Source organism: Streptomyces sp. NPDC096311 (assembly GCF_044763085.1).
Lineage (GTDB): Bacteria > Actinomycetota > Actinomycetes > Streptomycetales > Streptomycetaceae > Streptomyces.
Window position 1 is genome coordinate 268,912 of the sequence record NZ_JBIWFN010000011.1, and the last position, 22,730, is coordinate 291,641.

Annotated in this window: 22 protein-coding genes; 21 read left to right on the plus strand and 1 reads right to left on the minus strand. The window is 71.8% G+C overall.

Annotated elements, in window-relative coordinates; all coding sequences use genetic code 11:
- Window positions 1-147 precede the first annotated feature (147 nt).
- From fmt to ACIRA5_RS28155, 13 genes are all read left to right on the plus strand, one after another.
- Window positions 148-1,080 (plus strand): methionyl-tRNA formyltransferase, encoded by a 933-nt coding sequence (fmt, locus tag ACIRA5_RS28095; protein WP_352049277.1) that lies wholly within the window; start codon window positions 148-150, stop codon window positions 1,078-1,080.
- Window positions 1,081-1,402: 322 nt separating this feature from the next.
- Entirely contained in the window at window positions 1,403-1,795 is a 393-nt protein-coding gene (locus tag ACIRA5_RS28100) for a hypothetical protein (RefSeq protein WP_403694925.1), read from the plus strand.
- Entirely contained in the window at window positions 1,789-1,965 is a 177-nt protein-coding gene (locus tag ACIRA5_RS28105) for a response regulator transcription factor (protein ID WP_403694927.1), read from the plus strand. Before ACIRA5_RS28100 ends, ACIRA5_RS28105 begins: the two co-directional genes overlap by 7 nt.
- A gap of 104 nt (window positions 1,966-2,069) precedes the next feature.
- Window positions 2,070-3,512: an RsmB/NOP family class I SAM-dependent RNA methyltransferase gene (locus ACIRA5_RS28110; RefSeq protein ID WP_403694929.1), complete on the plus strand. Its 1,443-nt coding sequence runs from the start codon at window positions 2,070-2,072 to the stop codon at window positions 3,510-3,512.
- 161 nt (window positions 3,513-3,673) lie between these two features.
- Window positions 3,674-5,179 (plus strand): dihydrolipoyl dehydrogenase family protein, encoded by a 1,506-nt coding sequence (locus ACIRA5_RS28115; protein ID WP_403694931.1) that lies wholly within the window; start codon window positions 3,674-3,676, stop codon window positions 5,177-5,179.
- Window positions 5,180-5,249: 70 nt separating this feature from the next.
- Window positions 5,250-6,077 (plus strand): alpha/beta fold hydrolase, encoded by an 828-nt coding sequence (locus ACIRA5_RS28120; RefSeq protein WP_403694934.1) that lies wholly within the window; start codon window positions 5,250-5,252, stop codon window positions 6,075-6,077.
- 191 nt (window positions 6,078-6,268) lie between these two features.
- Window positions 6,269-6,955, plus strand: a complete 687-nt coding sequence (gene rpe / locus ACIRA5_RS28125; RefSeq protein WP_403694937.1) for a ribulose-phosphate 3-epimerase — start codon at window positions 6,269-6,271, stop codon at window positions 6,953-6,955.
- Between the two features lie 78 nt (window positions 6,956-7,033).
- The gene (locus tag ACIRA5_RS28130) at window positions 7,034-8,077 is read left to right on the plus strand and encodes a sugar-binding transcriptional regulator (RefSeq protein ID WP_054236820.1); all 1,044 of its coding nucleotides are present in this window, start codon (window positions 7,034-7,036) and stop codon (window positions 8,075-8,077) included.
- Between the two features lie 73 nt (window positions 8,078-8,150).
- A complete protein-coding gene (locus ACIRA5_RS28135) occupies window positions 8,151-8,582 on the plus strand; it encodes a ribonuclease domain-containing protein (protein ID WP_403695169.1) in 432 nt (143 codons plus the stop codon).
- A complete protein-coding gene (locus tag ACIRA5_RS28140; RefSeq protein ID WP_403694940.1) occupies window positions 8,579-8,965 on the plus strand; it encodes a barstar family protein in 387 nt (128 codons plus the stop codon). Before ACIRA5_RS28135 ends, ACIRA5_RS28140 begins: the two co-directional genes overlap by 4 nt.
- Before the next feature lie 107 nt (window positions 8,966-9,072).
- Window positions 9,073-10,515 carry a GuaB1 family IMP dehydrogenase-related protein gene (locus ACIRA5_RS28145; RefSeq protein WP_403695171.1) on the plus strand — a complete coding sequence of 481 codons (1,443 nt, stop codon included), beginning with the start codon at window positions 9,073-9,075 and terminating at the stop codon, window positions 10,513-10,515.
- Between the two features lie 306 nt (window positions 10,516-10,821).
- Window positions 10,822-12,288, plus strand: a complete 1,467-nt coding sequence (locus ACIRA5_RS28150) for an amino acid permease (RefSeq protein ID WP_403694943.1) — start codon at window positions 10,822-10,824, stop codon at window positions 12,286-12,288.
- A 10-nt stretch (window positions 12,289-12,298) separates the two neighbouring features.
- Window positions 12,299-12,751 (plus strand): Lrp/AsnC family transcriptional regulator, encoded by a 453-nt coding sequence (locus tag ACIRA5_RS28155; RefSeq protein ID WP_015661832.1) that lies wholly within the window; start codon window positions 12,299-12,301, stop codon window positions 12,749-12,751.
- Between the two features lie 79 nt (window positions 12,752-12,830).
- Here the strand turns inward: ACIRA5_RS28155 and ACIRA5_RS28160 are convergent, their stop codons facing one another.
- Window positions 12,831-13,571, minus strand: a complete 741-nt coding sequence (locus ACIRA5_RS28160) for a GntR family transcriptional regulator (RefSeq protein ID WP_352049258.1) — start codon at window positions 13,569-13,571, stop codon at window positions 12,831-12,833.
- Between the two features lie 212 nt (window positions 13,572-13,783).
- Between ACIRA5_RS28160 and ACIRA5_RS28165 the strand changes: the two genes are divergently transcribed.
- The 8 genes from ACIRA5_RS28165 to ACIRA5_RS28200 all read left to right on the plus strand — a co-directional run bounded on the left by ACIRA5_RS28165 (window position 13,784) and on the right by ACIRA5_RS28200 (window position 22,626).
- A complete protein-coding gene (locus tag ACIRA5_RS28165) occupies window positions 13,784-14,941 on the plus strand; it encodes an ABC transporter substrate-binding protein (RefSeq protein ID WP_403695173.1) in 1,158 nt (385 codons plus the stop codon).
- Entirely contained in the window at window positions 14,938-15,849 is a 912-nt protein-coding gene (locus tag ACIRA5_RS28170) for an ABC transporter permease (RefSeq protein WP_403694945.1), read from the plus strand. The genes ACIRA5_RS28165 and ACIRA5_RS28170 overlap by 4 nt, the downstream gene beginning before the upstream one ends.
- Window positions 15,834-16,712, plus strand: coding sequence for an ABC transporter permease (locus tag ACIRA5_RS28175; RefSeq protein ID WP_403694947.1), 879 nt, complete (start codon window positions 15,834-15,836; stop codon window positions 16,710-16,712). The genes ACIRA5_RS28170 and ACIRA5_RS28175 overlap by 16 nt, the downstream gene beginning before the upstream one ends.
- 3 nt (window positions 16,713-16,715) lie before the next feature.
- The gene (locus ACIRA5_RS28180; RefSeq protein WP_403694950.1) at window positions 16,716-17,792 is read left to right on the plus strand and encodes an ABC transporter ATP-binding protein; all 1,077 of its coding nucleotides are present in this window, start codon (window positions 16,716-16,718) and stop codon (window positions 17,790-17,792) included.
- 45 nt (window positions 17,793-17,837) lie between these two features.
- Complete coding sequence (locus ACIRA5_RS28185; RefSeq protein WP_403694953.1) at window positions 17,838-19,313, plus strand: HAD-IA family hydrolase; 1,476 nt, start codon at window positions 17,838-17,840, stop codon at window positions 19,311-19,313.
- Window positions 19,314-19,453: 140 nt separating this feature from the next.
- On the plus strand, window positions 19,454-21,778 hold the full coding sequence (locus ACIRA5_RS28190) for a nitrate- and nitrite sensing domain-containing protein (protein ID WP_403694955.1): 2,325 nt from the start codon (window positions 19,454-19,456) through the stop codon (window positions 21,776-21,778).
- Complete coding sequence (locus ACIRA5_RS28195; RefSeq protein ID WP_403694958.1) at window positions 21,768-22,238, plus strand: roadblock/LC7 domain-containing protein; 471 nt, start codon at window positions 21,768-21,770, stop codon at window positions 22,236-22,238. The genes ACIRA5_RS28190 and ACIRA5_RS28195 overlap by 11 nt, the downstream gene beginning before the upstream one ends.
- A 7-nt stretch (window positions 22,239-22,245) precedes the next feature.
- Entirely contained in the window at window positions 22,246-22,626 is a 381-nt protein-coding gene (locus tag ACIRA5_RS28200) for a DUF742 domain-containing protein (protein WP_403694961.1), read from the plus strand.
- Window positions 22,627-22,730 lie beyond the last annotated feature (104 nt).

Consider the following 22,730-nt stretch of genomic DNA (forward strand, 5'->3'; position numbering starts at 1 on the left):
GTTCGTATGTTCGACGTGCCGCCCGTCGAACCCCCGGGCCGCCGGGCCGTCGCGCCGCATAGACTGGTGCGCTGCCCCGTACCCCGTCCGGACCGGCGGGTGTGCAGGGCCCTGAAGCGTTCCCGCCCGAGAGGCCAGCCGCCACCCATGAAGCTCGTCTTCGCAGGTACCCCCGAGGTCGCCGTTCCCGCACTCGACGCCTTGATCTCCTCCGGGCGGCACGAGGTCGCCGCCGTGGTCACGCGGCCCGACGCGCCCGCCGGCCGGGGACGGCGGCTTGTCGCGAGTCCGGTCGCCGAGCGGGCGGAGGAGGCCGGCATCGAGGTGCTGAAGCCGGTCAAGCCGCGGGACGAGGACTTTCTGGCCCGGCTGAGGGAGATCGGGCCCGACGCCTGCCCCGTGGTGGCGTACGGGGCGCTGCTGCCCCGGGTCGCCCTCGACGTGCCGGCCCACGGATGGGTCAATCTGCACTTCTCCCTGCTGCCCGCCTGGCGCGGCGCCGCCCCCGTGCAGCACGCGGTCATGGCGGGGGACGAGATCACCGGTGCCTCCACCTTCCTCATCGAGGAGGGGCTCGACTCGGGGCCGGTGTACGGGACCGTCACCGAGGAGATCCGGCGCACCGACACCAGCGGGGACCTGCTCACCCGGCTCGCCTTCGCCGGCGCCGGCCTGCTCGTCGCGACCATGGACGGCATCGAGGACGGCACCTTGAAGGCCGTACCGCAGCCTGCCGACGGCATCACCCTGGCGCCGAAGATCACCGTCGAGAACGCCCACGTCGACTGGTCGGCACCGGCGCTGCGCGTCGACCGGATGGTGCGCGGGTGCACGCCCGCGCCCGGCGCCTGGACCGCCTTCCGTGGCGAGCGGCTCAAGCTCATCCACGCCACACCCGTGCCCGAGCGCACCGACCTCGCCCCGGGCGAACTGTCCGTGGGCAAGAACAACGTGTACGTCGGGACCGGCTCGTACGCCGTGGAACTGCTCTGGGTCCAGGCCCAGGGCAAGAAGCCGATGCGCGCGGCCGACTGGGCCCGTGGGGTGCGCATCGCCTCCGGGGAGCGGCTCGGGGCCTGACGCGCGGTCGTACGTCCACCGTGAGGGTGACCCCGTAGTACTTGTCGGCCAGCCGCTGGAAGTCCGCGGCCGCCGCCTGGGACGTGGTCCCCGGGTCATGCGGGCCCCTTCAGGTCCTGGGCCGGGTCTTCGGCCGGGAACCGCGAACCGCTCACGGGCCGTGTGGCTCCGCTCGATCGGCGGTGCCGCTGTGCCTGACGGTAGGAGCGGTGCCACGGCCGCCGCGTCCCGCGGCGGGTGGAACTCCCGCTGAGGTTGTACAACTCCCGTGGTGACTCATGAAGTTGACGCACCATCCGAGGTCCGGAGCCAGGCTGCGGCGATGCGCCTGAGGACGCCCCGGCCGTGCGTCGTCGGCACACTGATCGCGCTCGCCATGACCGGGGTGGCCTGTGCGGTCGCCGTCCGGGGCTACGGCGGAGTGGTCGGCCACAGCCCGTCGATGGCGGTCGTTGTGGGGCAGGCGCTGCTGTACTGCTCGGTGCTGGTCCGGTTCGGCACCCTGACCCGGCACTCCGCCGAACTCATCCGCACACTGCGCGAGGAGCAGACCGAGCGGGCCCGGCGCGCGGTCGACGGCGGCGACGCCCTGTTCGCGCCCAGCATCACCCGTCGCCTGATCGAGGCCTTCGCCCGGCAGCACGGGCCCGCGCGGGACGCCGCGCCACCTGACCTGGGCGTGCTGACCTCGCGCGACGCGAGGTCGAGGTGCTGAAGCTGACCGCCCGGGGCCTGTCCCACCTGGAGATCGCCCACCGCCTCGGCATCAGCGAGGCCACCGTCAAGACCCACCTCAACCGCACCATGACCCAGCTCGGCCTGGACAGCCGGGCCCAGGCGGTCAGGATCGTGTACGAGACGGGACTGATGATCCCGGGCGGCTGAGGGGTGGGCCCGGCGACCAGCAGACGTGGGCCGTCCGGCCGACGACGTCCGTCCGGAAGTAGGCTGGAGGGGTCGAACCATCCAGGATCCGGAGCACCTTTTTCGTGACTGAGCAGTCCCGCGGGCCGCGCAAGCCCGGCAAGCCCTACCGCCGCCCCCAGAAGGACCCGGTCCGCATGCTCGCCTTCGAGGCGCTGCGGGCCGTGGACGAGCGCGACGCGTACGCGAACCTCGTGCTGCCGCCGCTGCTGCGGAAGGCGCGCGAGAAGGAGGGACCGGAAAAGTTCGACGCGCGGGACGCGGCCCTGGCCACCGAGCTGGTGTACGGGACGCTGCGCCGGCAGGGGACGTACGACGCCGTCATCGCGGCCTGTGTGGACCGGCCCCTGCGAGAAGTCGATCCGCCCGTGCTCGATGTGCTCAGCCTCGGCGTGCACCAACTGCTCGGGACGCGCATCCCGACGCACGCCGCCGTGTCCGCCTCCGTCGAACTCGCCCGCGTCGTACTCGGCGACGGGCGCGCCAAGTTCGTCAACGCCGTGCTGCGCAAGGTCGCCCGGCAGGACCTCGACGCCTGGCTGGAGCAGGTCGCGCCGCCCTACGACGAGGACCCCGAGGACCACCTCGCCGTCGTGCACTCGCACCCGCGCTGGGTCGTCTCGGCGCTGTGGGACGCGCTGGGCGGCGGCCGTGCCGGGATCGAGGACCTGCTGGAGGCCGACAACGAGCGGCCCGAGGTGACGCTCGTGGCGCGGCCCGGACGTTCCACCGCCGACGAACTCCTCGGCGTACTCGGGGAGGAGTCCGCGCTGCCGGGACGCTGGTCGCCGTACGCCGTGCGGCTCAGCGAGGGCGGCGAGCCCGGTGCCATCGACGCCGTACGGGAGGGGCGTGCGGGCGTCCAGGACGAGGGCAGCCAGCTGGTGGCGCTCGCTCTCGCGAACGCGCCGCTCGACGGTCCCGACAAGGCGTGGCTGGACGGCTGCGCGGGCCCCGGCGGCAAGGCCGCCATGCTCGCCGGACTGGCCGCCGAGCGCGGCGCCGCGCTGCTCGCCGCGGAGAAGCAGCCGCACCGGGCGGGTCTGGTGGCGAAGGCGCTCGCGGGCAATCCCGGCCCGTACCAGGTCATCGCCGCCGACGGCACCCGTCCGCCGTGGCTGCCCGGCACCTTCGACCGGGTGCTCATGGACGTGCCCTGTACGGGTCTTGGCGCCCTGCGCCGCCGTCCCGAGGCCCGCTGGCGGCGCCGTCCCGAGGACCTGGACGGCTTCGCGCCCCTCCAGCGCGGGCTGTTGCGGACGGCGCTGGACTCCGTACGGATCGGTGGCGTCGTCGGGTACGCGACCTGCTCGCCGCACCTCGCCGAGACCCGCGCGGTCGTGGACGACGTCCTCAAGCACTACGACACGGGCTCAGCCGAACTCCTCGACGCCCGCCCGCTCCTGCCCGGCGTACCGGCGCTGGGCGACGGCCCCGACGTACAGCTGTGGCCGCATCTGCACGGTACGGACGCCATGTATCTGGCGCTGATCCGCCGGACGGCGTGACCTCTTCCAGCGCCGATAACAGCCCGAAGGCGTACCCTTTCTCGTATTCGGAGAAAAGGCCGAAGCGGAGTAGGGCGAGGCGTGGTAAACCCCGTCCGAGCGCAATATGAGAGCCATCGCCTGATCCTCCGAGTTCACCATTCTCGTATTCGAGGGCGTGAATGATGGCAGCGCGTGTGGATCCCGATCGTTCCGAGTGGGACGTCATCGTCCTGGGCGGCGCGGCGGCCGGGGAGAACGCGGCCCAGTACGCCACGCAGTTCTCCGGTCTGGACGCGGTGCTGGTCGAGGCGGAGTTGCTGGGCGGCGAGTGCTCGTACTGGGCCTGCATGCCCAGCAAGGCCCTGTTGCGCCCGGCCGAGGTGCTGGACGGCGGACGGCATGTGCCGGGTGTGTCCTCGCTGTTGACCGGGCGCGAGCTGGACGTGCGGGCGGTACTGGCCCGCCGGGACACCGTCGTGCACGGCCTCGACGACTCCTCGCAGATCGGCTGGGCGCTCGGCGTCGGCATCGATGTCGTGCGCGGGTACGGGCGGCTCGCCGGGGAGCGCGCGGTGGCGGTGGAAACGGCGGCCGACGGCACCCGGGTGCTGACCGCACGGCACGCGGTGGTGATCGACACGGGCTCCTGCACCACCGTGCCGACGATCCCCGGCATGAGCGAGGCACGCCCCTGGACGTCCCGCGACGTCACCAATCTGCACGAGGTGCCACACCGGGTCGTGGTGCTGGGGGGTGGGGTGGTCGCGTGCGAGGCGGCGACCTGGCTGAAGCCGCTGGGCGTAGAGGAGTTGAGCGTCGTGTACCGGCGCCCCGGCCTGCTGGCCCGGGCGGAGCCCTTCGCCGGGAACATGGTGGGTGACCGGTTGACGGCCGCGGGGGTGCGGCTGCTTCCCGGCAGGTCGATCACCGAGGTGCGGCGCGACGATCCCCGCGACACGGGAGTCGGGCTGGCGCACGGCGGCGAGGTCACCGTCCTGCTGGACGACGGGAGCACGCTCGTCGCCGACGAACTGGTGCTCGCCACCGGCCGTACGCCGAACACCCAGGACATCGGCCTGTCGTCGGTGGGATGCCCCGACGGCGGCTTTCTGGAGGTCGACGACGAGCAGGCCGTACGGGCGGTGGACGGGCACTGGCTGTACGCGGTCGGTGATGTCTGCGGACGCGCGCTGCTGACCCACATGGGCAAGTACCAGGCGCGGATCGCCGGTGAGGTGATCGCCACCCGTGCCACGCAAGGGCGGTTGGACGGAGCGGGGAGCGGCGTGCCGGGCTCCGCCGACGGACATCGGGGCAACCCGCAGGTGACCTTCACCGACCCGGAGGTGGGATCGGCCGGCATGACCGAGCGGGAGGCGCGCGCGGCAGGACTCGACGTGGCGACGGTCGAGTACGACATGGCCGCGCTGGCCGGCACCTATGTGCGGCGCGAGGACTACCTCGGGCGCGCCAAACTGGTCGTCGACCGGGGTACCGACACGGTGGTGGGCGCGACGTTCGTCGGCACGGGCGTCGCCGAACTCGTCCACTCCGCCACGACGGCCATCGTCGCGAGAGTGCCGCTTCGCGTGCTGTGGCATGTCGTGCCCAGCTACCCCACCGCGAGTGAGGTGTGGCTCCGCCTGCTGGAGGCGTACCGCGCGGACGAGCGGCGTGTCGGGTAGCGTGAATTTCCCGTCATGCATTTCAGCCGATCAGGGATCACGCACGTAACTCGATCGAAAGAAATATGCCATGCCTTTCATTTCCACGAAGGATGACACGGAAATCTATTACAAGGACTGGGGTACGGGGCAGCCGGTCGTGTTCAGCCATGGCTGGCCGCTGAACGCCGACGCCTGGGACCCCCAGGTCCGCATGATGGCCGAAAACGGCTTCCGTGCGATCGCGCACGACCGCCGCGGCCACGGACGCTCGGGTCAACCGTGGGACGGAAACGACCTGGACACGTACGCGGACGACCTCGCGCAGTTGATCGAGGCCCTCGATCTGCGCGAGGTGATCCTGGTCGGCCACTCCACCGGTGGCGGCGAGGTGACGCGCTACATCGGCCGCCACGGCACGGGACGGGTCGCCAAGGCCGTCCTCCTCGGTGCGATCCCGCCGCTGATGCTCAAGACGGAAGCGAACCCCGAGGGGCTGCCGTTGGAGGTCTTCGACGAGATCCGCAAGGGCGTCGCGACCGACCGCTCGCAGTTCTACGAGGACCTGAGCGCGCCCTTCTACGGCGCCAACCGGCCCGGTTCGCAGGTGTCCCAGGGCACGCGGGACGCGTTCTGGCTGTGGTCCCTGCAGGTGGGGATCAAGGGCTCGTACGACTGCGTCAAGGCGTTCTCCGAGACCGACCTCACCGAGGACCTGAAGCGGTTCGACGTCCCCACCCTGATCGCGCACGGCGACGACGACCAGATCGTGCCCATCGTCGCGGCCGCGGAGAAGTCCTCGAAAATCGTCAAGGACGCCACGCTGAAGGTGTACCCGGGTGCCCCGCACGGCCTGTCGATGGTCGCCCCGTTCAAGGACGTCTTCGACGCCGACCTGCTGGCCTTCGCCCGCGGCTGAAGAACCCGGCGGCACCCGGACCGTGCGGGGCGCGACACCCGCGCAACGGTCCTGGTGCCGCTCTGGTGCCGCCCGGCTGCGGCTCGGGCACGGCGCGTGTAGGGCGCAGGTAGCGCGCCGGTATGTCTCAGGTACGGTCCAGGAGCCGGACCGAGGAGAGCAACCGGCCTGGGGCATGGCAGGCTTGGGGCATGGCCGTGCAGATCAACCCCAGCATTCTGTCCGCGGACTTCGCCCGTCTTGCCCAGGAGGCACAGGCGGTGGAGGGCGCGGACTGGCTCCATGTCGACGTCATGGACAACCATTTCGTCCCGAACCTCACGCTCGGTGTGCCGGTCGTAGAGTCCCTGGCCCGTGCGACGGACACGCCGCTGGACTGCCATCTGATGATCGCGGACCCCGATCGGTGGGCACCCCAGTACGTCGAAGCGGGTGCCGGTTCCGTCACCTTCCACGTCGAGGCGGCCGCCGCGCCGGTGCGGCTCGCCCGCGAGATCCGGGCCAAGGGCGCCCGCGCCTCCATGGCGCTCAAGCCCGCGACCCCCATCGAGCCGTACGAGGACCTGCTTCCCGAGCTCGACATGCTGCTGATCATGACGGTCGAGCCCGGTTTCGGCGGCCAGGCGTTCCTGGACATCATGCTGCCGAAGATCCGCCGCACCCGAGAGTTGATCAGCAAGCACGGCCTCGAGCTCTGGCTTCAGGTCGACGGCGGTGTGTCGGCGTCCACCATCGAGCGGTGCGCGGAGGCGGGCGCGGACGTCTTCGTCGCCGGTTCGGCCGTGTACGGGGCCGCGGATCCGGCCCAGGCGGTACATGCATTGCGCACCCAGGCTCAGGGCGCGACGGCCCATGCGGCGTGGGCGTGCGACCACTGACCAAAGGGAACGTGAACGCCGCCCATCAGGGCTGATCAAGTACGCCGGATCTGCAAGGATGAACGGCGAATCCAGAGTGTGAACAGCAGTGAGGAGATCGCCGTGTCGGGTATGTCGGCGGGCCGGTCAGCCATGCGGATGGGACCCGCTGAGCTGGTGCAGGCGGCGGCCATGGCCCGCCGCTTCTACCTCGAGGGCAAATCCAAGATCCAGATCGCCGAGGAGTTCGGCGTCAGCCGCTTCAAGGTGGCCCGGGTCCTGGAGACCGCGCTCGAACGGGATCTCGTGCGGATCGAGATCCGGGTGCCCGCCGAGCTGGACGCGGAGCGCTCCGACGCGCTGCGCGCCCGCTACGGCCTGCGGCACGCCGTCGTGGTCGAGTCCCCGGCGGATGCCGAGGAGTCGCCCGACCCCGAGAACCTCGGTGAAGTCGCCGCCGACCTGCTCGGTGAGCTGGTCAACGAGGGCGATGTGCTGGGCCTGGCCTGGGGCCGCTCCACCATCCACATGGCGGCGGCGCTCGACCGGCTCCCGCCGTGCACGGTGGTGCAGCTGACGGGCGTGTACGACGCCGGGACCGCGGAGCGCGGGTCGGTGGAGGCGGTACGCCGCGCCGCGCAGGTGTCGGGCGGCGACGCCCACCCCATCTACGCGCCGATGCTGCTGCCCGACGCGGCCACCGCGGCCGCGCTGCGCAGCCAGACCGGGATCGCCCGTGCCTTCGAGTACTTCGACAAGGTCACGGTCGCCTGCGTGTCGATCGGCTCCTGGGAGCCCGGCATCTCGACGGTGCACGACATGCTCACCGAGGAGGAGCGCGCCCACTACGCCACTCTCGGTGTCGCCGCCGAGATGTCCGCGCACCTCTTCGACGCCGAGGGGCGGCGGGTCGGCCGTGACCTGGGCGAGCGGTGCATCACCGTCGAGGCCGACCGGCTGCGGCGCATCCCCGAGGTCGTGGCGATCGCGGGCGGACAGCGCAAGGCCGCCGCCATCGACGCGGTGCTGCGGTCCGGGCTCGTCACCAGCCTGGTCACGGACACGTCCGCAGCGGACTACCTCATGACAGCGGGCACGACTCCCCGCCCCGCCCTGAACCGGGCGGACCCGGACGGTCCGTGACCCGATAGGAGGCGAGGCGCTTCGGGGTATCGGCGCGCCGCGCGGAGGGGGGCGTGGCAGCATCGGCGGCATGGTGGTGGTGCGGTGGGTGCCCCGGGCGCTCGTGGGCCTGTTTCTGTGTTTCGGCGTGCTCCTGACGGGCTGCTCGTCGACGGAGTCGCCCGGTACGGGTGCGGTGACGGGAGCCCCGTCGGCGGCCCGTTCGACGGTTCCGTCCTGGGCCCACGGGATGGGGACGGCCGACGCGGCCAGGCTTCCCGCCGAGGCCCGCACGACGCTCGCCCTCATCGACAAGGGCGGCCCCTTCCCGTACACCAGGGACGGCATCGTCTTCGGGAACTTCGAGGGCATGCTGCCCAAGCACCAGCGCGGCTATTACCACGAGTACACGGTCAAAACCCCCGGCGCACAGGATCGGGGAGCCCGTCGCATTGTCACCGGGCAGGGCGGTGAGATCTACTACACCGATGATCACTACAAGTCGTTCAGGGCGGTGCTGAGATGACGGACGGCCCGTTGGCGGAGGTGTTCCGCGCGGCGCGTGCGGTCGGATGGCAGGTCAGCGTCCTCGACCTCACCGGAGTCTCGGACAAGGCGGCCTTCATGGAACGCTGCGTCCGCGCCCTGGACCTGCCCGAATGGTTCGGCCGGAACTGGGACGCCCTCGCGGACTGCCTGGGCGACCCCGACTGGGGGCCCGCCAGCCCGGGCCGCGTCATCCTGGTGAGCGGCTGGCGGTACTACGCCAAGGCCCGCCCCGACGAGTGGGAGATCGCCCAGGAGGTGCTGGAATCGGCCACCGGGCACTACCAGGAGCACCACGCCACGCTGTCGGTCGTCCTCTCCCTTGGAGGATCCGACCAACTGCCCCCTGACCAGCCTGGATGATCTGTCCGGGCATCACATACAGGTCTCCATGGGACAATGAAGTACGTGCTCTTCCCCCTGGCTGACCTGTCCGGGGGCCACCTCTGATCGACTGGGATGTGCAGCACGTGCGTTTCCTCAACGACATCCAGCCTCCGTACGACCTGACGTACGACGACGTCTTCATGGTCCCCAGCCGCTCCGCGGTGGGTTCCCGGCAGGGCGTGGACCTCAGTGCCCCGGACGGCACGGGCACCACGATCCCCCTGGTCGTCGCCAACATGACCGCGATCGCGGGCCGCCGCATGGCCGAGACCGTCGCCCGCCGGGGTGGTCTCGTGGTCATCCCGCAGGACATTCCGATCGAGGTCGTCACCGAGGTCGTCTCCTGGGTCAAGGGACGCCACCTGGTGCTCGACACCCCCATCGTCCTGGCCCCCCACCAGACCGTCGCCGACGCGCTGGCGCTGCTGCCCAAGCGCGCCCACAACGCGGGCGTCGTCGTCGACGAGGACGGCCGTCCGATCGGTGTGGTCACCGACGCCGACCTCACCGGCGTGGACCGGTTCACACAGCTGGCCGAGGTCATGTCCCGGGACCTGCTGCTCCTCGACGCCGGCATCGAGCCGCGCGAGGCGTTCAACAAGCTGGACGGCGCCAACCGCCGCTACGCCCCGGCCGTGGACGCCGAGGGCAAGCTCGCCGGCATCCTCACCCGCAAGGGCGCCCTGCGCGCCACGCTCTACACCCCGGCCACCGACGCCGACGGCAAGCTGCGCATCGCGGCCGCCGTGGGCATCAACGGCGATGTCGCGGGCAAGGCCAAGCAGCTCCTCGACGCGGGCGTCGACACGCTCGTCATCGACACCGCGCACGGCCACCAGGAGTCGATGATCAGCGCGATCAGGACCGTGCGCGCGCTCGACCCGCAGGTCCCGATCGTCGCGGGCAACATCGTCGCCGCCGAGGGCGTCAAGGACCTCATCGACGCGGGCGCGGACATCATCAAGGTCGGCGTCGGCCCCGGCGCCATGTGCACCACCCGCATGATGACCGGCGTCGGCCGACCGCAGTTCTCGGCCGTCCTCGAGTGCGCCGCCGAGGCGAAGAAGTACGGCAAGCACGTGTGGGCCGACGGCGGCGTCCGTCACCCGCGCGACGTGGCCATGGCGCTGGCCGCGGGCGCGTCCAACGTGATGGTCGGTTCCTGGTTCGCGGGGACGTACGAGTCCCCGGGTGACCTCCAGCAGGACGCCGACGGGCGCCTGTACAAGGAGTCGTTCGGCATGGCGTCCGCGCGCGCGGTCCGCAACCGCACGAGCGAGGAGTCGGCGTACGACCGCGCCCGCAAGGCCCTCTTCGAGGAGGGCATCTCCACCTCGCGGATGTTCCTCGACCCGGGCCGCCCGGGCGTCGAGGACCTGATCGACTCGATCATCGCGGGCGTCCGCTCCTCCTGCACCTACGCGGGCGCCAATTCCCTGGAGGAGTTCGCCGAGAACGCGATCGTCGGCATCCAGAGCGCGGCCGGCTACGCGGAGGGCAAGCCCCTGCACGCCAGCTGGAGCTGACCCCTTCCACCGTCGTACGGCCCCCGTGGCGCGCCCACGGGGGCCGTCGGCGTACCTGCCGCGGATCGCCGTGCGAGGGCGTGCGCAACCATCGAAAGGCCCCGCGCAACGAACACGCGCCGAGGTGCGATGAACGCAACGATCTTGCGGAGATGCGCAAGGTTGCCGCATTACGCCCGTGAAGCCCGGGCTCATAGGGTCAAGCGCTGTACACGGCGTGGCGGGGACCCCGCTCGGTGGGTCCCCGCTGCCAGGGGTGCCGCCGGTTCCCGCCGTATCGACCGGCAGCGATGAAGGAGCCACCGCGTGCTCGATCAAGGCGCACCCCCGCAGTCCCGCACAGAGTCCGCCGCACCGTCCCCGGGTGTCGGCGCGCGCCTCATGCGCCGCAAGCCCGTGGAACGCCTGGTGGCCGAGGGCGGCCAGGGCGAGGGAGGCTCGCTCAGGCGCTCCCTCGGGCTGTGGCAGCTCACCATGATCAGCATCGGCGCCACCCTCGGTACCGGCATCTTCGTGGTCCTCGGCGAGGCCGTCCCCAAGGCCGGACCCGCGGTCACCCTCTCCTTCGTGATCGCCGGCCTCACGGCGCTCTTCTCGGCCCTCTCGTACGCCGAGCTGGCCGGCACCATCCCGGTCGCCGGCTCCTCGTACTCGTATGCGTACGCAACGATGGGTGAGCTGATCGCCTGGATCTGCGGCTGGTGTCTGGTCCTGGAGTACGGCGTGTCGGTGGCCGCCGTCGCGGTCGGCTGGGGCGAGTACCTCAACGAACTGCTCGACGGCACGATCGGCGTCACCATCCCGAACGCGCTCTCCGCACCCCCCGGCGACGGCGGCGTCTTCAACCTGCCCGCCCTGATCGTCGTGATGCTCGCCATGGCCTTCCTGCTCGGTGGCGCCAGGGAGTCCGCACGCGCCAACACGATCATGGTGGCCGTGAAGATCGTCGCGCTGCTGCTGTTCTGTGCGATCGGCATCCAGGGCTTCAAGTCCGGCAACTACGAGCACTTCATGCCGCTCGGCATGGCGGGCGTCAGCGCCGCCGGTGCCACGCTGTTCTTCTCGTACATCGGCTTCGACGCCGCCTCCACCGCGGGTGAGGAGGCCAAGAACCCGCAGCGCGACCTGCCGCGCGCGATCATGCTCTCGCTGGTCATCGTGACGGCGCTGTACGTCGTCGTCGCGGCCGTCGCCGTCGGCGCCAAGCCCTGGCGGAAGTTCAACGACTCGGAGGCCGCGCTCGCCGAGATCATGAAGAACGTCACCGGGCAGACCTTCTGGGGCACGCTGCTCGCCGCCGGTGCCGTCATCGCCATCGCCAGCGTCGTCCTGACCGTGCTCTACGGCCAGACCCGCATCCTGTTCGCCATGTCCCGCGACGGGCTCGTGCCCAAGGTGTTCTCGCGCGTCCACCCGAAGACCGGCGCGCCCCGCGCCAATACCGTGATCGTCTCGCTGTTCTGCGGTGTCCTCGCCGCCGCGATCCCGCTCGGCCAGCTCGCCGACGCCACCAGCATCGGCACCCTCTTCGCCTTCGCGCTGGTCAATGTGGCCGTCGTGGTGCTGCGCCGGACGCGCCCGGAGATGCGGCGCACCTTCCGGGTGCCGTTGTCGCCGGTGCTGCCCGCGATCGGCTTCGCCCTGTGCGTGTGGATGATGGGCAGCCTCTCGGCCGTCACCTGGGTGGTCTTCGGAGTCTGGATGGCCGCCGGGCTCGTGTTCTACTTCAGTTACGGCTACCGCCGCTCCCGTCTCGCGCCATCAGAAAAGTGACACACCCGCAGTGCTGAACGATCTCGACGAACGCATCGTGCACGCCCTCGCCGAGGACGCCCGCCGCTCCTACGCCGACATCGGGCAACTGGTCGGCCTGTCCGCGCCCGCCGTGAAGCGCCGGGTGGACCGGCTGCGGGCCACGGGGGCCATCACCGGGTTCACCGTGCGGGTGGATCCGGCGGCGCTGGGGTGGGAGACGGAGGGGTTCGTCGAGATCTACTGCCGCCGGAACACCTCGCCGGAGACCATTCAGCGGGGGCTGGAGCGGTATCAGGAGGTGGTGGCCGCTTCCACCGTCACCGGTGAGGCGGATGCGGTGGTGCAGGTGTTCGCCTCTGACATGCGGCATTTCGAGCGGGTGCTGGAGCGCATCGCCGGGGAGCCGTTCGTTGAACGGACCAAGTCGGTGCTGGTGTTGTCTCCGTTGCTGCGGCGGTTTTCGTCCGGGTCGCCCACGTAGGCGCCCCGCTGGGGTGCGGTGTGCGGGTTGGCTGTGGCTGGTCGCGCAGTTCCCCGCGCCCCTTTCGGGGCGCTCCAGCTCACTCCGCTGTTTTGCGGGCCAGCGCGTTGTTGCCGATGGAGTTGTGGACGCTGAAGCTCACCGCGTCCGAGCGGTAGCGGTCGTCGGACCATTCCACCGGGCGGCCTTCGCGGGTGGTGGTGACGCGGCGGACCCTCAGGAGGGGACTGGTGCGGCGGACGCCGAGGAGGTCGGCGTCCTGGGCGCCCGCCGCCACCGCGTCGATGACGTGCTCGCCGTAGGCGAAGACCAGGCCGGTGTCCTCGTAGAGCCGCTGGGTGACCGAGGGGCAGTCGGGCTCGATGGCCTCGACGGCGGGGGAGATCCAGTCCGCGTACACGGTCCGCTCCAGGAGGACCGGCTCGCCGTCCAGTCCGCGGACCCGCAGGACGTGCAACACCGGTGTCTGCTCGGGGAGTTGGAGGCGTACGGCGTCCTCCGTGGTCGCCGGGCGGTGCTCCTGCTCGACGACGTGTCCCGTCGCCTCCCGGCCCATCGCGCGGGCCCACTGGGCGAAACTGCGCAGTTCGGCGAAGCTCTGGCTGCGGCGGCTGGCGAGGACCACCCGGCGGGCGCCCTGGCGGGAGCCGATGAGGCCCTCGGCGGTCAGGGCCGCGACGGCCTGGCGGACCGTGCCGCGTGCCACGCCGTACTGGGCCGCGAGGTCCGTCTCCGCGGGCAGCAGACTGCCCACCGTGTACTCCTCGCGGTCGATGGCGCGCCGCAGCTCGTCGGCGATCTCCTCGTGTCGCGCCGGCATGCTTCCCCTCTGATTCGACTGCTGTGCACAGCGTGACCAGCCTAATCGAGATCGGACGGTGATCTGCGCGCCCCGGGATTGTGCAGGGAATCAGGGTCCAGCGTTTCGCCAGTGTTTACGAACAGGACACCAGCGACGGGCCTACTGAGGCCAACTTGTTCAGACAAGTTCGCCGCACTACTCAAACCCTCGTGCGTACTCCTGGAGAGACCGTGACCGTGTTCCTGCCGAGGACCGCCGTCCTCACCGGCGGCCTCGCCGTCGCCGCCGCCCTCGCCCTCAGCGCCTGTGGCGCGGCCCCTGACGACAAGTCGACCACCGCCGACGGCAAGAGCGCGGCCACCGCGACCTCCGCCGCGGACTTCGGCGGCCTCGACGCCCTGGTCAAGGCCGCCAAGAAGGAGGGCACGCTGCACGCGATCGCGCTGCCCCGTGACTGGGCCAACTACGGCGCCCTGATCGACGGCTTCAAGAAGAAGTACGGCATCAAGATCGAGGTGGAGAACCCGGACGGCTCCAGCCAGGACGAGATCAACGCCGTGACGTCGAGGAAGGGGCAGGACCGCGCCCCGGACGTCCTCGACCTGGGCAGCTCGTTCGCGCTCAGCGCCGCCCAGCAGGGGCTGCTCGCGCCGTACAAGGTGACCGCGTTCGCCGACATCCCCGAGGGGCAGAAGGACGCGCAGGGCCGCTGGTTCAACGACTACGGCGGCTACATCTCCATCGGCTGCGACGCCAAGAAGGTCAAGGAGTGCCCGAAGACCTTCAAGGACCTGCTCAAGCCGGAGTACAAGGGCCAGGTCGCCCTCAACGGCAACCCGACCAAGTCCGGTTCGGCCTTCGGCGGCGTGTACGCGGCCTCGCTCGCGGCCGGCGGTTCGTTCGACGACATCCAGCCCGGCCTGGACTTCTTCGCCAAGCTGAAGAAGAACGGCAACTACACGCCCGTCGAGTCGACCCCGGCCACCGTCGAGAAGGGCGAGACCCCGATCAGCATCGACTGGGACTACCTGAACGCCGGTTACGCCGACGAGTTCAGGTCGAAGGGCGTCGACTGGACGGTCACGGTCCCCTCGGACGGCACGTTCTCCCAGTACTACTCCCAGGCCGTCAACAAGACCGCCCCGCACCCGGCGGCCGCCCGCCTGTGGCAGGAGTACCTCTACAGCGCCGAGGGCCAGAACCTCTGGCTCAAGGGCTACGCCCGCCCGGCCCTGATGACCGCCATGCAGACCGCCGGCACCCTCGACAAGACCGCCGCCGCCAAGCTCCCCGCGGTCTCCGGCACGCCGAGCTTCCCGACCGAGGCCCAGCAGGCCAAGGCCAAGACGGTCCTCGCGCAGGGCTGGGGCAAGGCCGTCTCCGGATGACCACCGTCCTCACCGAGGCCGAGGCCGACGTGACGCCCGCCGCCGCCGCTTCCCAGCGGCGGCGGCGCCGCGCCCCCGGCTGGCTCGCCGTGCTCCCGCTGCTCGTCTTCGTCGCGATCGCCTTCGGCATCCCCGCCCTGGCCATGCTGAACGGCGCCTTCACCGTCAAGGACCAGACGACCGGCGCCACCTCGTACACCACGGCCAACCTGACCGACTCGCTCCAGGGCGCCTACCTCACCGCCCTGATCGGCAGCGTCAAGCTGTCCGCGGTCTCCGCGGGCATCGCGACCCTCCTCGGACTGCCGCTCGCCCAGGCCGTGGTGACCTCCCGCTTCCGCGCCCTGCGCGAGGCGGTCCTCACCGCGTCCGGCGTCCTCGCCAACTTCGGCGGCGTCCCCCTGGCCTTCGCGTTCGTCGCCACCCTCGGCAACGCGGGTGTCCTGACCGAGCACCTGGGCCTGAAGGACAAGGGCTGGAACCTCTACAGCTTCTGGGGCCTGGTCATCGTCTACCTGTACTTCCTGATCCCGCTGATGGTCCTCACCATCACGCCCGCCCTGGACGGCCTGCGCTCCCAGTGGCGCGAGGCCGCACAGAACAACGGTGCCACCGGAATCCAGTACTGGCGGCACATCGCCCTTCCCGTCCTCACGCCCTCCCTGCTCGGCGGCCTCGTGCTGCTCTTCGGCAGCGCCTTCGCCGCGTACGCCACCGCGGCGGCCATGGTGGGCAGTGCGGTCCCGCTGGTCACCCTGCAGATCGCCGACGCCATCTCCGGCAACGTCCTGGTCGGCCAGGAGAACGTGGCGCTCGCCCTCAGCCTCGACATGGTCCTCATCGCGGGCCTGGTCATGGCCGTGTACCTGCCCCTGCAACGACGGAGCGCGCGATGGCTGGAAGCCTGAACAATCCCGCTCGGGTCCCTGAGCCCGCCCGTGGGGCGAACAAGTCCGTACGCGTACGACCCTGGCGCGGAGTCGTCCTCGTCTGCGCCGGGCTCTACTTCCTGGTCCCGCTCGCCGCGTCCGTGATCTTCACGGTCGACGTGCCGAACCAGGGGATCACCTTCGACGCGTACCGCCAGATCGTCTCCGCCGACGGCTTCGGCTCCAGCCTGCTGCTCTCGCTGGAACTGGCCGCCGCCACCATCGCCGTGGTCCTGCTGCTGATGGTGCCCGCGATGGTCGCGCTGCGGCTCGGCGCGCCCAGGCTGCGCCCGGTGGTGGAGGTGATCTGCTCGCTGCCGCTGGTCGTCCCGCCGATCGCCTTCGTCGCCGGGATCGCCACGGTCCTCAAGTGGGGACCCGAGCACCTCTCCCGCACCCCGCTGTTCGAGACGTTCGTGGCCCTCCAGAACCCCGACTTCCCGTTCGTGCTGGTCCTCGCGTACGTCGTGATGGCGCTGCCGTTCGTGTACCGGGCCCTGGACGCCGGGCTGCGCGCCGTCGACGTGCGCACCCTCGTCGAGGCCGCGCGCAGCTGCGGGGCGAACTGGCCGCAGGCGCTGGTACGGGTCGTGCTGCCCAATCTGCGCGGGGCGCTGCTCAACGCCTCCTTCCTCACGCTGGCCCTGGTGCTCGGCGAGTTCACCGTCGCCCAGCTGCTCGGCTTCCAGCCCTTCGCCGTGTGGATCTACAGCGTCGGCGGCTCGCAGGCCCAGCTCTCCGTCGCCGTCTCCGTGCTCAGCCTGCTCGTCACCTGGGCCCTGCTCCTCTCGCTCGCCGGGCTCGGCGGGCGCTCCCGTTCCGCTTCCGCCTCCCGGGGATGAACCATGACCGTCACCACGCTTGAGAAGGCCGCCGACGCCAAGGCCGCCACCGTTGAATTCCGGGGCCTGCGACGGGAGTTCGGCCCGACCGTCGCCCTCGATGGCCTCGACCTGACCGTCCGTCCCGGCGAACTCCTCGCCCTGCTCGGCCCCTCCGGCTGCGGCAAGACCACCGCGCTGCGCATGCTTGCCGGGTTCGAACACCCCGACTCCGGCGAGGTGCTGGTCGACGGCGAGGACGTCACCCGGGTCCCGGCCCACCGGCGTGACGCGGGGATGGTCTTCCAGTCCTACAGCCTCTTCCCGCACCTCAGCGCCCTCGACAACGTGGCCTTCGGGCTGCGGATGCGCAAGGTGCGTACCGCCGAACGGCGTTCCCGCGCGGCCGAGTTGCTCGACCTCGTGGGTCTCGCCGACAAGGGCGAGCGGTTCCCGCACCAGCTCTCCGGCGGCCAGCAGCAGCGCATCGCGCTGGCCCGCGCGCTCGCCCTGCGTCCGCGCGTGCTGCTGCTCGACGAGCCGCTCTCCGCCCTGGACGCCAAGGTGCGACTCACCCTGCGCGAGGAGATCCGCCGCCTTCAGCAGGAACTCGGCATCACCACGCTGTTCGTGACGCACGATCAGGAAGAGGCGCTGTCCATGGCGGACCGCGTCGCCGTGATGCGGGCCGGGCGGCTCGAACAGTGCGCCGCGCCCGTCGAGCTGTACGGGCGGCCCGCGACCGCCTTCGTCGCCGAGTTCGTCGGCACGATGAGCCGGATTCCGGGGCGGCTGGACTCCGGCGTGGCCGAGGTGCTCGGACAGCGGCTGCCGGTCGACGGGGACGCGCCCGCCGCGACCGAGATCGACGTGCTCGTACGGCCCGAGGCGGTGCGGGTACGGGCCGACGAGGCCGGGACCGCCCGCGTCGTCGCCACCGCCTTCCTCGGCGCCGCCACCCGCGTCACCGTCCGGCTCCCGGACGCCACCGAGGTCAAGGCCGACCTGCCCACCCACGAGGCCGCCGGGCTCGGCTCGGGCGCCGCCGTGACGGTGAGCCTGCCGGAGCGCCCGGTGCTGGTCGCCGAGCGCACGCAGTAACCGACGCATCCCCCCACTGAGTTACGCCGAGTGAAAGAGAGCACCGTGACCCTCCGCACCACCTCCCCCCGACTTCCCCTCCAGGCCGTCCTGTTCGACATGGACGGCACGCTCGTGGACACCGAGCGGCTGTGGTGGGAGGCGGTGGAGCAGGTGGCCGAGGGGCTCGGGCGCCGGCTGACCGGGGCCGACCAGCCGGAGGTGCTCGGCCGGCCCGTCGAGTACACCGCCGCCTGGCTGGGCGCGATCACGGGCGCCGAGGTGGGGGAGATCGCCGCCGAGCTGCACCGGGAGTTCGCGCACCGGGTCCGCACCGGCATCGTGCCCCGCCCGGGTGCCCTGCGGCTCCTTGGCGAACTGGTCCGCGAGGGTGTCCCCACCGCCCTCGTGACCGCGTCGCCGCGCGCGGTCGCCGACACCGTCCTCGCGGCCCTCGGCGCCGAACACTTCGCGGTCTCCGTCACGGCCGACGACACCGAACGCACCAAGCCCGCCCCCGACCCCTACCTGGCTGCCTGCCACGCCCTCGGCGTCGATCCCGCCGCGTGTGTGGCCGTGGAGGACACCGAGACGGGTGTGGCGTCCGCCGAGGCCGCGGGCTGTGCCGTGCTCGCCGTGCCCTCGCTCGCGCCGATCGACTCCGTACCCGGACGCACCGTCCTGACCAGCCTGGAGGAGGTGACCCCGGCCCGGCTGCGCGCCATGGTCGCGCCCCGCGAGCTGCGGGTCATGAGCTGGAACCTCTGGTACGGCGGGACGAAGGTCGACGACCACCGCGAGAAGCAGCTCAAGGTCATCGCCGAGACGGGCGCGGACGTGGTCGGCCTCCAGGAGACGTACGGCACCTCGGCACAGGAACTCGCCGAGGCCCTCGGCTGGCACCACCACCGGGCCGGCGAGAACCTCGGCGTCATCAGCCGCTACCCGATCACCGCCCGCCACGGCGACCCGGACGTCGGCTTCTACGGCGGCACCGGAGTGCGCGTCCGGCTGGACGGCGGCCAGGAGGTGGACGTCTGGAGCGCCCACCTCGACTACACGCCGTACGGCCCCTACGAGGCCCGCTTCGACGGGCTCCCGGCGGCCGAGCTGATCGCCCACGAGGGCGTCCGGCTGGAGCAGATGCGGGAGATCCTGCGGCGGATCACCGAGTCCGCGACCGAGGCGGTCCCCGTGGTCCTGGTCGGTGACTTCAACGCGCCCTCGCACCTGGACTGGCCGGACGTCGAGTGGCCCGTGACCAGGGCCGCCGAGGAGGCGGGCCTGCGCGACTCCTACCGCGAGGCCCACCCCGACCCCGTGCGGGAGCCCGGCCACACCTGGTCGCCGGTCCACGTGGAGCACGAGGACGGCAGCGGGCGGCCCGAGCCGCAGGACCGGATCGACTTCGTGCTGCACCGGGGACTGACGGTGCTCGACTCCCGGGCGCTCGTCACCGGCACGCCGCGCCCCTGGCCCGAGGTCGCCGGCAACGACTGGCCCTCGGACCATGCCGCGGTCGTCACCACCTTCGCCGTCTGAACCGAGCGGCGGTCCAGGAAACCATTGCGGTGCGGGCGCGCCATCACGTAGGTTGATCCGCGCCCGCTACCAGCGAGTAACACCGATGGGTAACCAACCGTCGCCCGGCCACCCGACCGTCCTGTCGTCCTGGGGAGTCCATGCGCTGGTCCTTCGGCCGTCCCACCACGGTCCGTACGCGCATCGTGGCGCTCGCGCTCGCACCGGTGGTCGCCCTCATGGTGCTGTGGAGCTTCGCCATGGTGTCCGTCACCGGCGAACTGCGCGCGCTCGTCCGGGTCCAGGGGGTGTACGACGACTTCGGGACGCCCGTCGACACGGCGGTCGGCCAGATCCAGATCGAACGGCGGCTCGCGGCCGCCTATCTGGGCGCCGACCACGGCACGGCGGCGGCCCTCGACCTGATGGAGCAGCAGCGCCGCACCGACCGCGCCGTGACCGCGATGCGGACGGCGCTCCGGGACGGCGACCGCGGGCGGCTCTCCAGCAGGCAGCGGCAGGTGCTCGACGCCGTGCTGCGCTCCTTCGACGGGCTGGAGGGGCTGCGGGAGCGGGTGCTCTCCCGCGCCATCGGCTGGGACCGGGCGGTCACCGAGTACGGCGCCCTCGTGGAGCCGGGCTTCGACGTCCAGTCCGCCCTCACCGCGCTGCAGGCCGGACAGTTGGCTCGCGAGGCCCAGGTCGTCATCGAGCTGGTGCGGGTCAGGGAGTTCGTCTCGCGGGAGGACGCGCTCGTCGCCGGGGCGCGAGCCGCCGGATCGCTCACCGACCGCCAGTACGACACGCTCACCGCGACGATCGAGGACCGCCGGGTCTTCGAGCGGACGTATGTGCCCGACCTCCCCGCCGACTCGCGCGCCCTCTTCGAGGAGTTCCAGCGCGGCTCCCTGTACCGGGAGCTGACCCGGGGTGAGGACGCGCTGCTGCGGGCGGGCGCACGGGGTGCGGGGGAGGCCGTCGCGGCCGGCTCCTGGCGCACCACCACCGACCGGGCCGTCAAGCGGTACATGCAGCTGTGTACGCGGTCGGCCGTCAACTCCGCCGAACGCGGACGGGCCTTCGCCTACCGGGAGCTGGCCAAGGCGGCGATCGTCGGTGCACTCGGACTCGCCGCCGTGGGACTGTCCCTGTGGTTCGCCGTGCGCGGCGCCCGGCGCATCTCGCGCCGCCTGGAGACCCTCCGGGACGCCGCCGACCTCCTCACCACCCGCCAACTGCCCGACGTGATGCGGCGGCTCGGCGCGGGCGAGGACGTGGACGCCGCCACCGAGGCACCGCCCCTGGCCGACGGGGAGGCGGGAGCCGACGAGATCGGCCAGGTCGGCCGGTCCTTCAACACCGCCCGCCTCGCGGCCGTCGAGGCGGCCGTCAAGCAGGCCACCCTGCGCCGCGGGCTGTTCGCGGTGCTCCTCAACATCGCCCGCCGCAACCAGGCGCTCGTCCACCGCCAGCTCAAACTGGTCGACACGCTGGAGCGGCGCACCGAGGACCCGGACGTCCTGGACGACCTGTTCCGGATCGACCACCTCACCACCCGGATGCGGCGCCACGCGGAGAGTCTGATCATCCTCTCCGGCGCGGCGCCCGGCCGCAGATGGCGCAGGCCCGTACCGGTCGCCCGTGTGGTGGCCTCCGCGGTGAGCGAGATCGAAGAGTACGCGCGCGTCGTGGTCCCGCCGATGCCGGAGGTGGGCGTGGCGGCGGACGCCGTCGCCGACGTCGTCCATCTGATCGCCGAACTCGTCGAGAACGCCACCGTGTTCTCACCGCCCCAGACCCAGGTCACCCTGCGCACCGGCCGGGCCGGGGGCGGGTTCGTCCTGGAGATCGACGACCGGGGCCTCGGTCTCGAACCCGAACAGATCGAGGAGGCCCACCGCACCCTCACCACGCCGGACGACTTCGACCCGACCCGGCACGACCGGCTCGGGCTGTACGTGGTGGGGCGGCTCGCCGCACGGCACGGCATCGGGGTCACGCTGTGCCGGTCGCCGTACGGCGGTACGACGGCGGTGGTGCTGCTGCCGGAGACGGTCCTCGCGCCGGTCGACCCCGAGCGGCCGGGACCGGCGGCGGACACGGCCCCGCGGGCACTGCCGTCGCGCACCTCCCGGACCGTGGAGACTTCCCGGACCTCCGAGACCTCCCGGAAGGGCGCCGCGGTCCTTGAGAAACAGCGGGAGGCACCTGAGCGGCACGCGGACCGTGTGTCCGAGAACGCTCCCGCCACGAGCCCGCCCGCGCTGCCCACCCGCGTCCGGCAGACCTCCCTCGCCCCCGAACTGCGCACCGAGGGCCCCGCCGCCGAGCCGTCGCAGCGCGAGGTCACCCCCGAGGAGGTCCGCGCGGTCTTCGGCGCCTTCCAGCGCGGCCTCGACCGTGGCCGCAAGGGCCTGCCCACCGGGTCCGGATCCGAGCGGCGAACCGACACCGAGGAAGGGACGGACGCCGACGATGCTCCGTGACCAGAGCCCCGAGCACTCCGAGCGGACCTCGGAGCCCCAGGGCAGCACCCCCGAACCGCCCGGCACGGACCTCGGCTGGCTGCTCGACGACCTCGTGGCCAGGACCGACCACGTCCGCCAGGCCGTGCTCCTCACCGCCGACGGCCTCCCGCTGAGCTGCTCGGACGGCATGCGCCGACGGGACATCGAGCACCTCGCCGCCGTCTGCTCCGGCTTCCACAGCCTGGCCCGCTCGGCCGGTGAACGCTTCGCCGCGGGGGAGGTGCGCCAGACCATGGTGATGCTCGACGACGCCTACCTCTTCATCACCCCGGCGGGTGACGGCAGCCGGCTGGCCGTCCTGAGCGAGGTGCAGACGGACGTCGGACAGCTCGCCCACGAGATGGCGTTGCTGGTGCGCCGCGTCGGTCGCCACATGGCCGCCGCCGTACGGTCGGCCGCCGACCCCGCGGGCCCCTGACCCGGCCGTGACCGACGACCACTGGTACGAGGACGAGACCGGGTCGATGGTGCGGCCCTACACCGTGACCCGGGGCCGGACCCGGCCCTCGGACCGGCACACGATCGATCTGATGTCGCGGGTCACCGCCCTGAGGACGGAAGAGGGCCGGCCGGGTGTCGACCACGCGGGCGCCGCCCTGCTGGCCCTGGTGCGCCACGGACCCCGGCCGGTCGTCGAGCTCGCCGCCGACGCCGACCTGCCCCTGACCGTCGTACGCGTGCTGCTCGGCGATCTGGCCGAGGCCGGTCTCGTACGCATCGACGCGCCGCGGCGGCCGGAACAGGGCGGCCCGGCGGCCGACCCCGAGCTGCTGCGCGAGATCGTGGAGCGACTGCGCGCGCTGTGAGAACGGGACGCGGGCCGTGCGGCCGGGACGGCTCGGCACGGCGAGGTCGCGCCGGCTCGTCACGGCGTCTGTGACCTGCGCCTCAAGGGTTCTGGGCCCCGCCC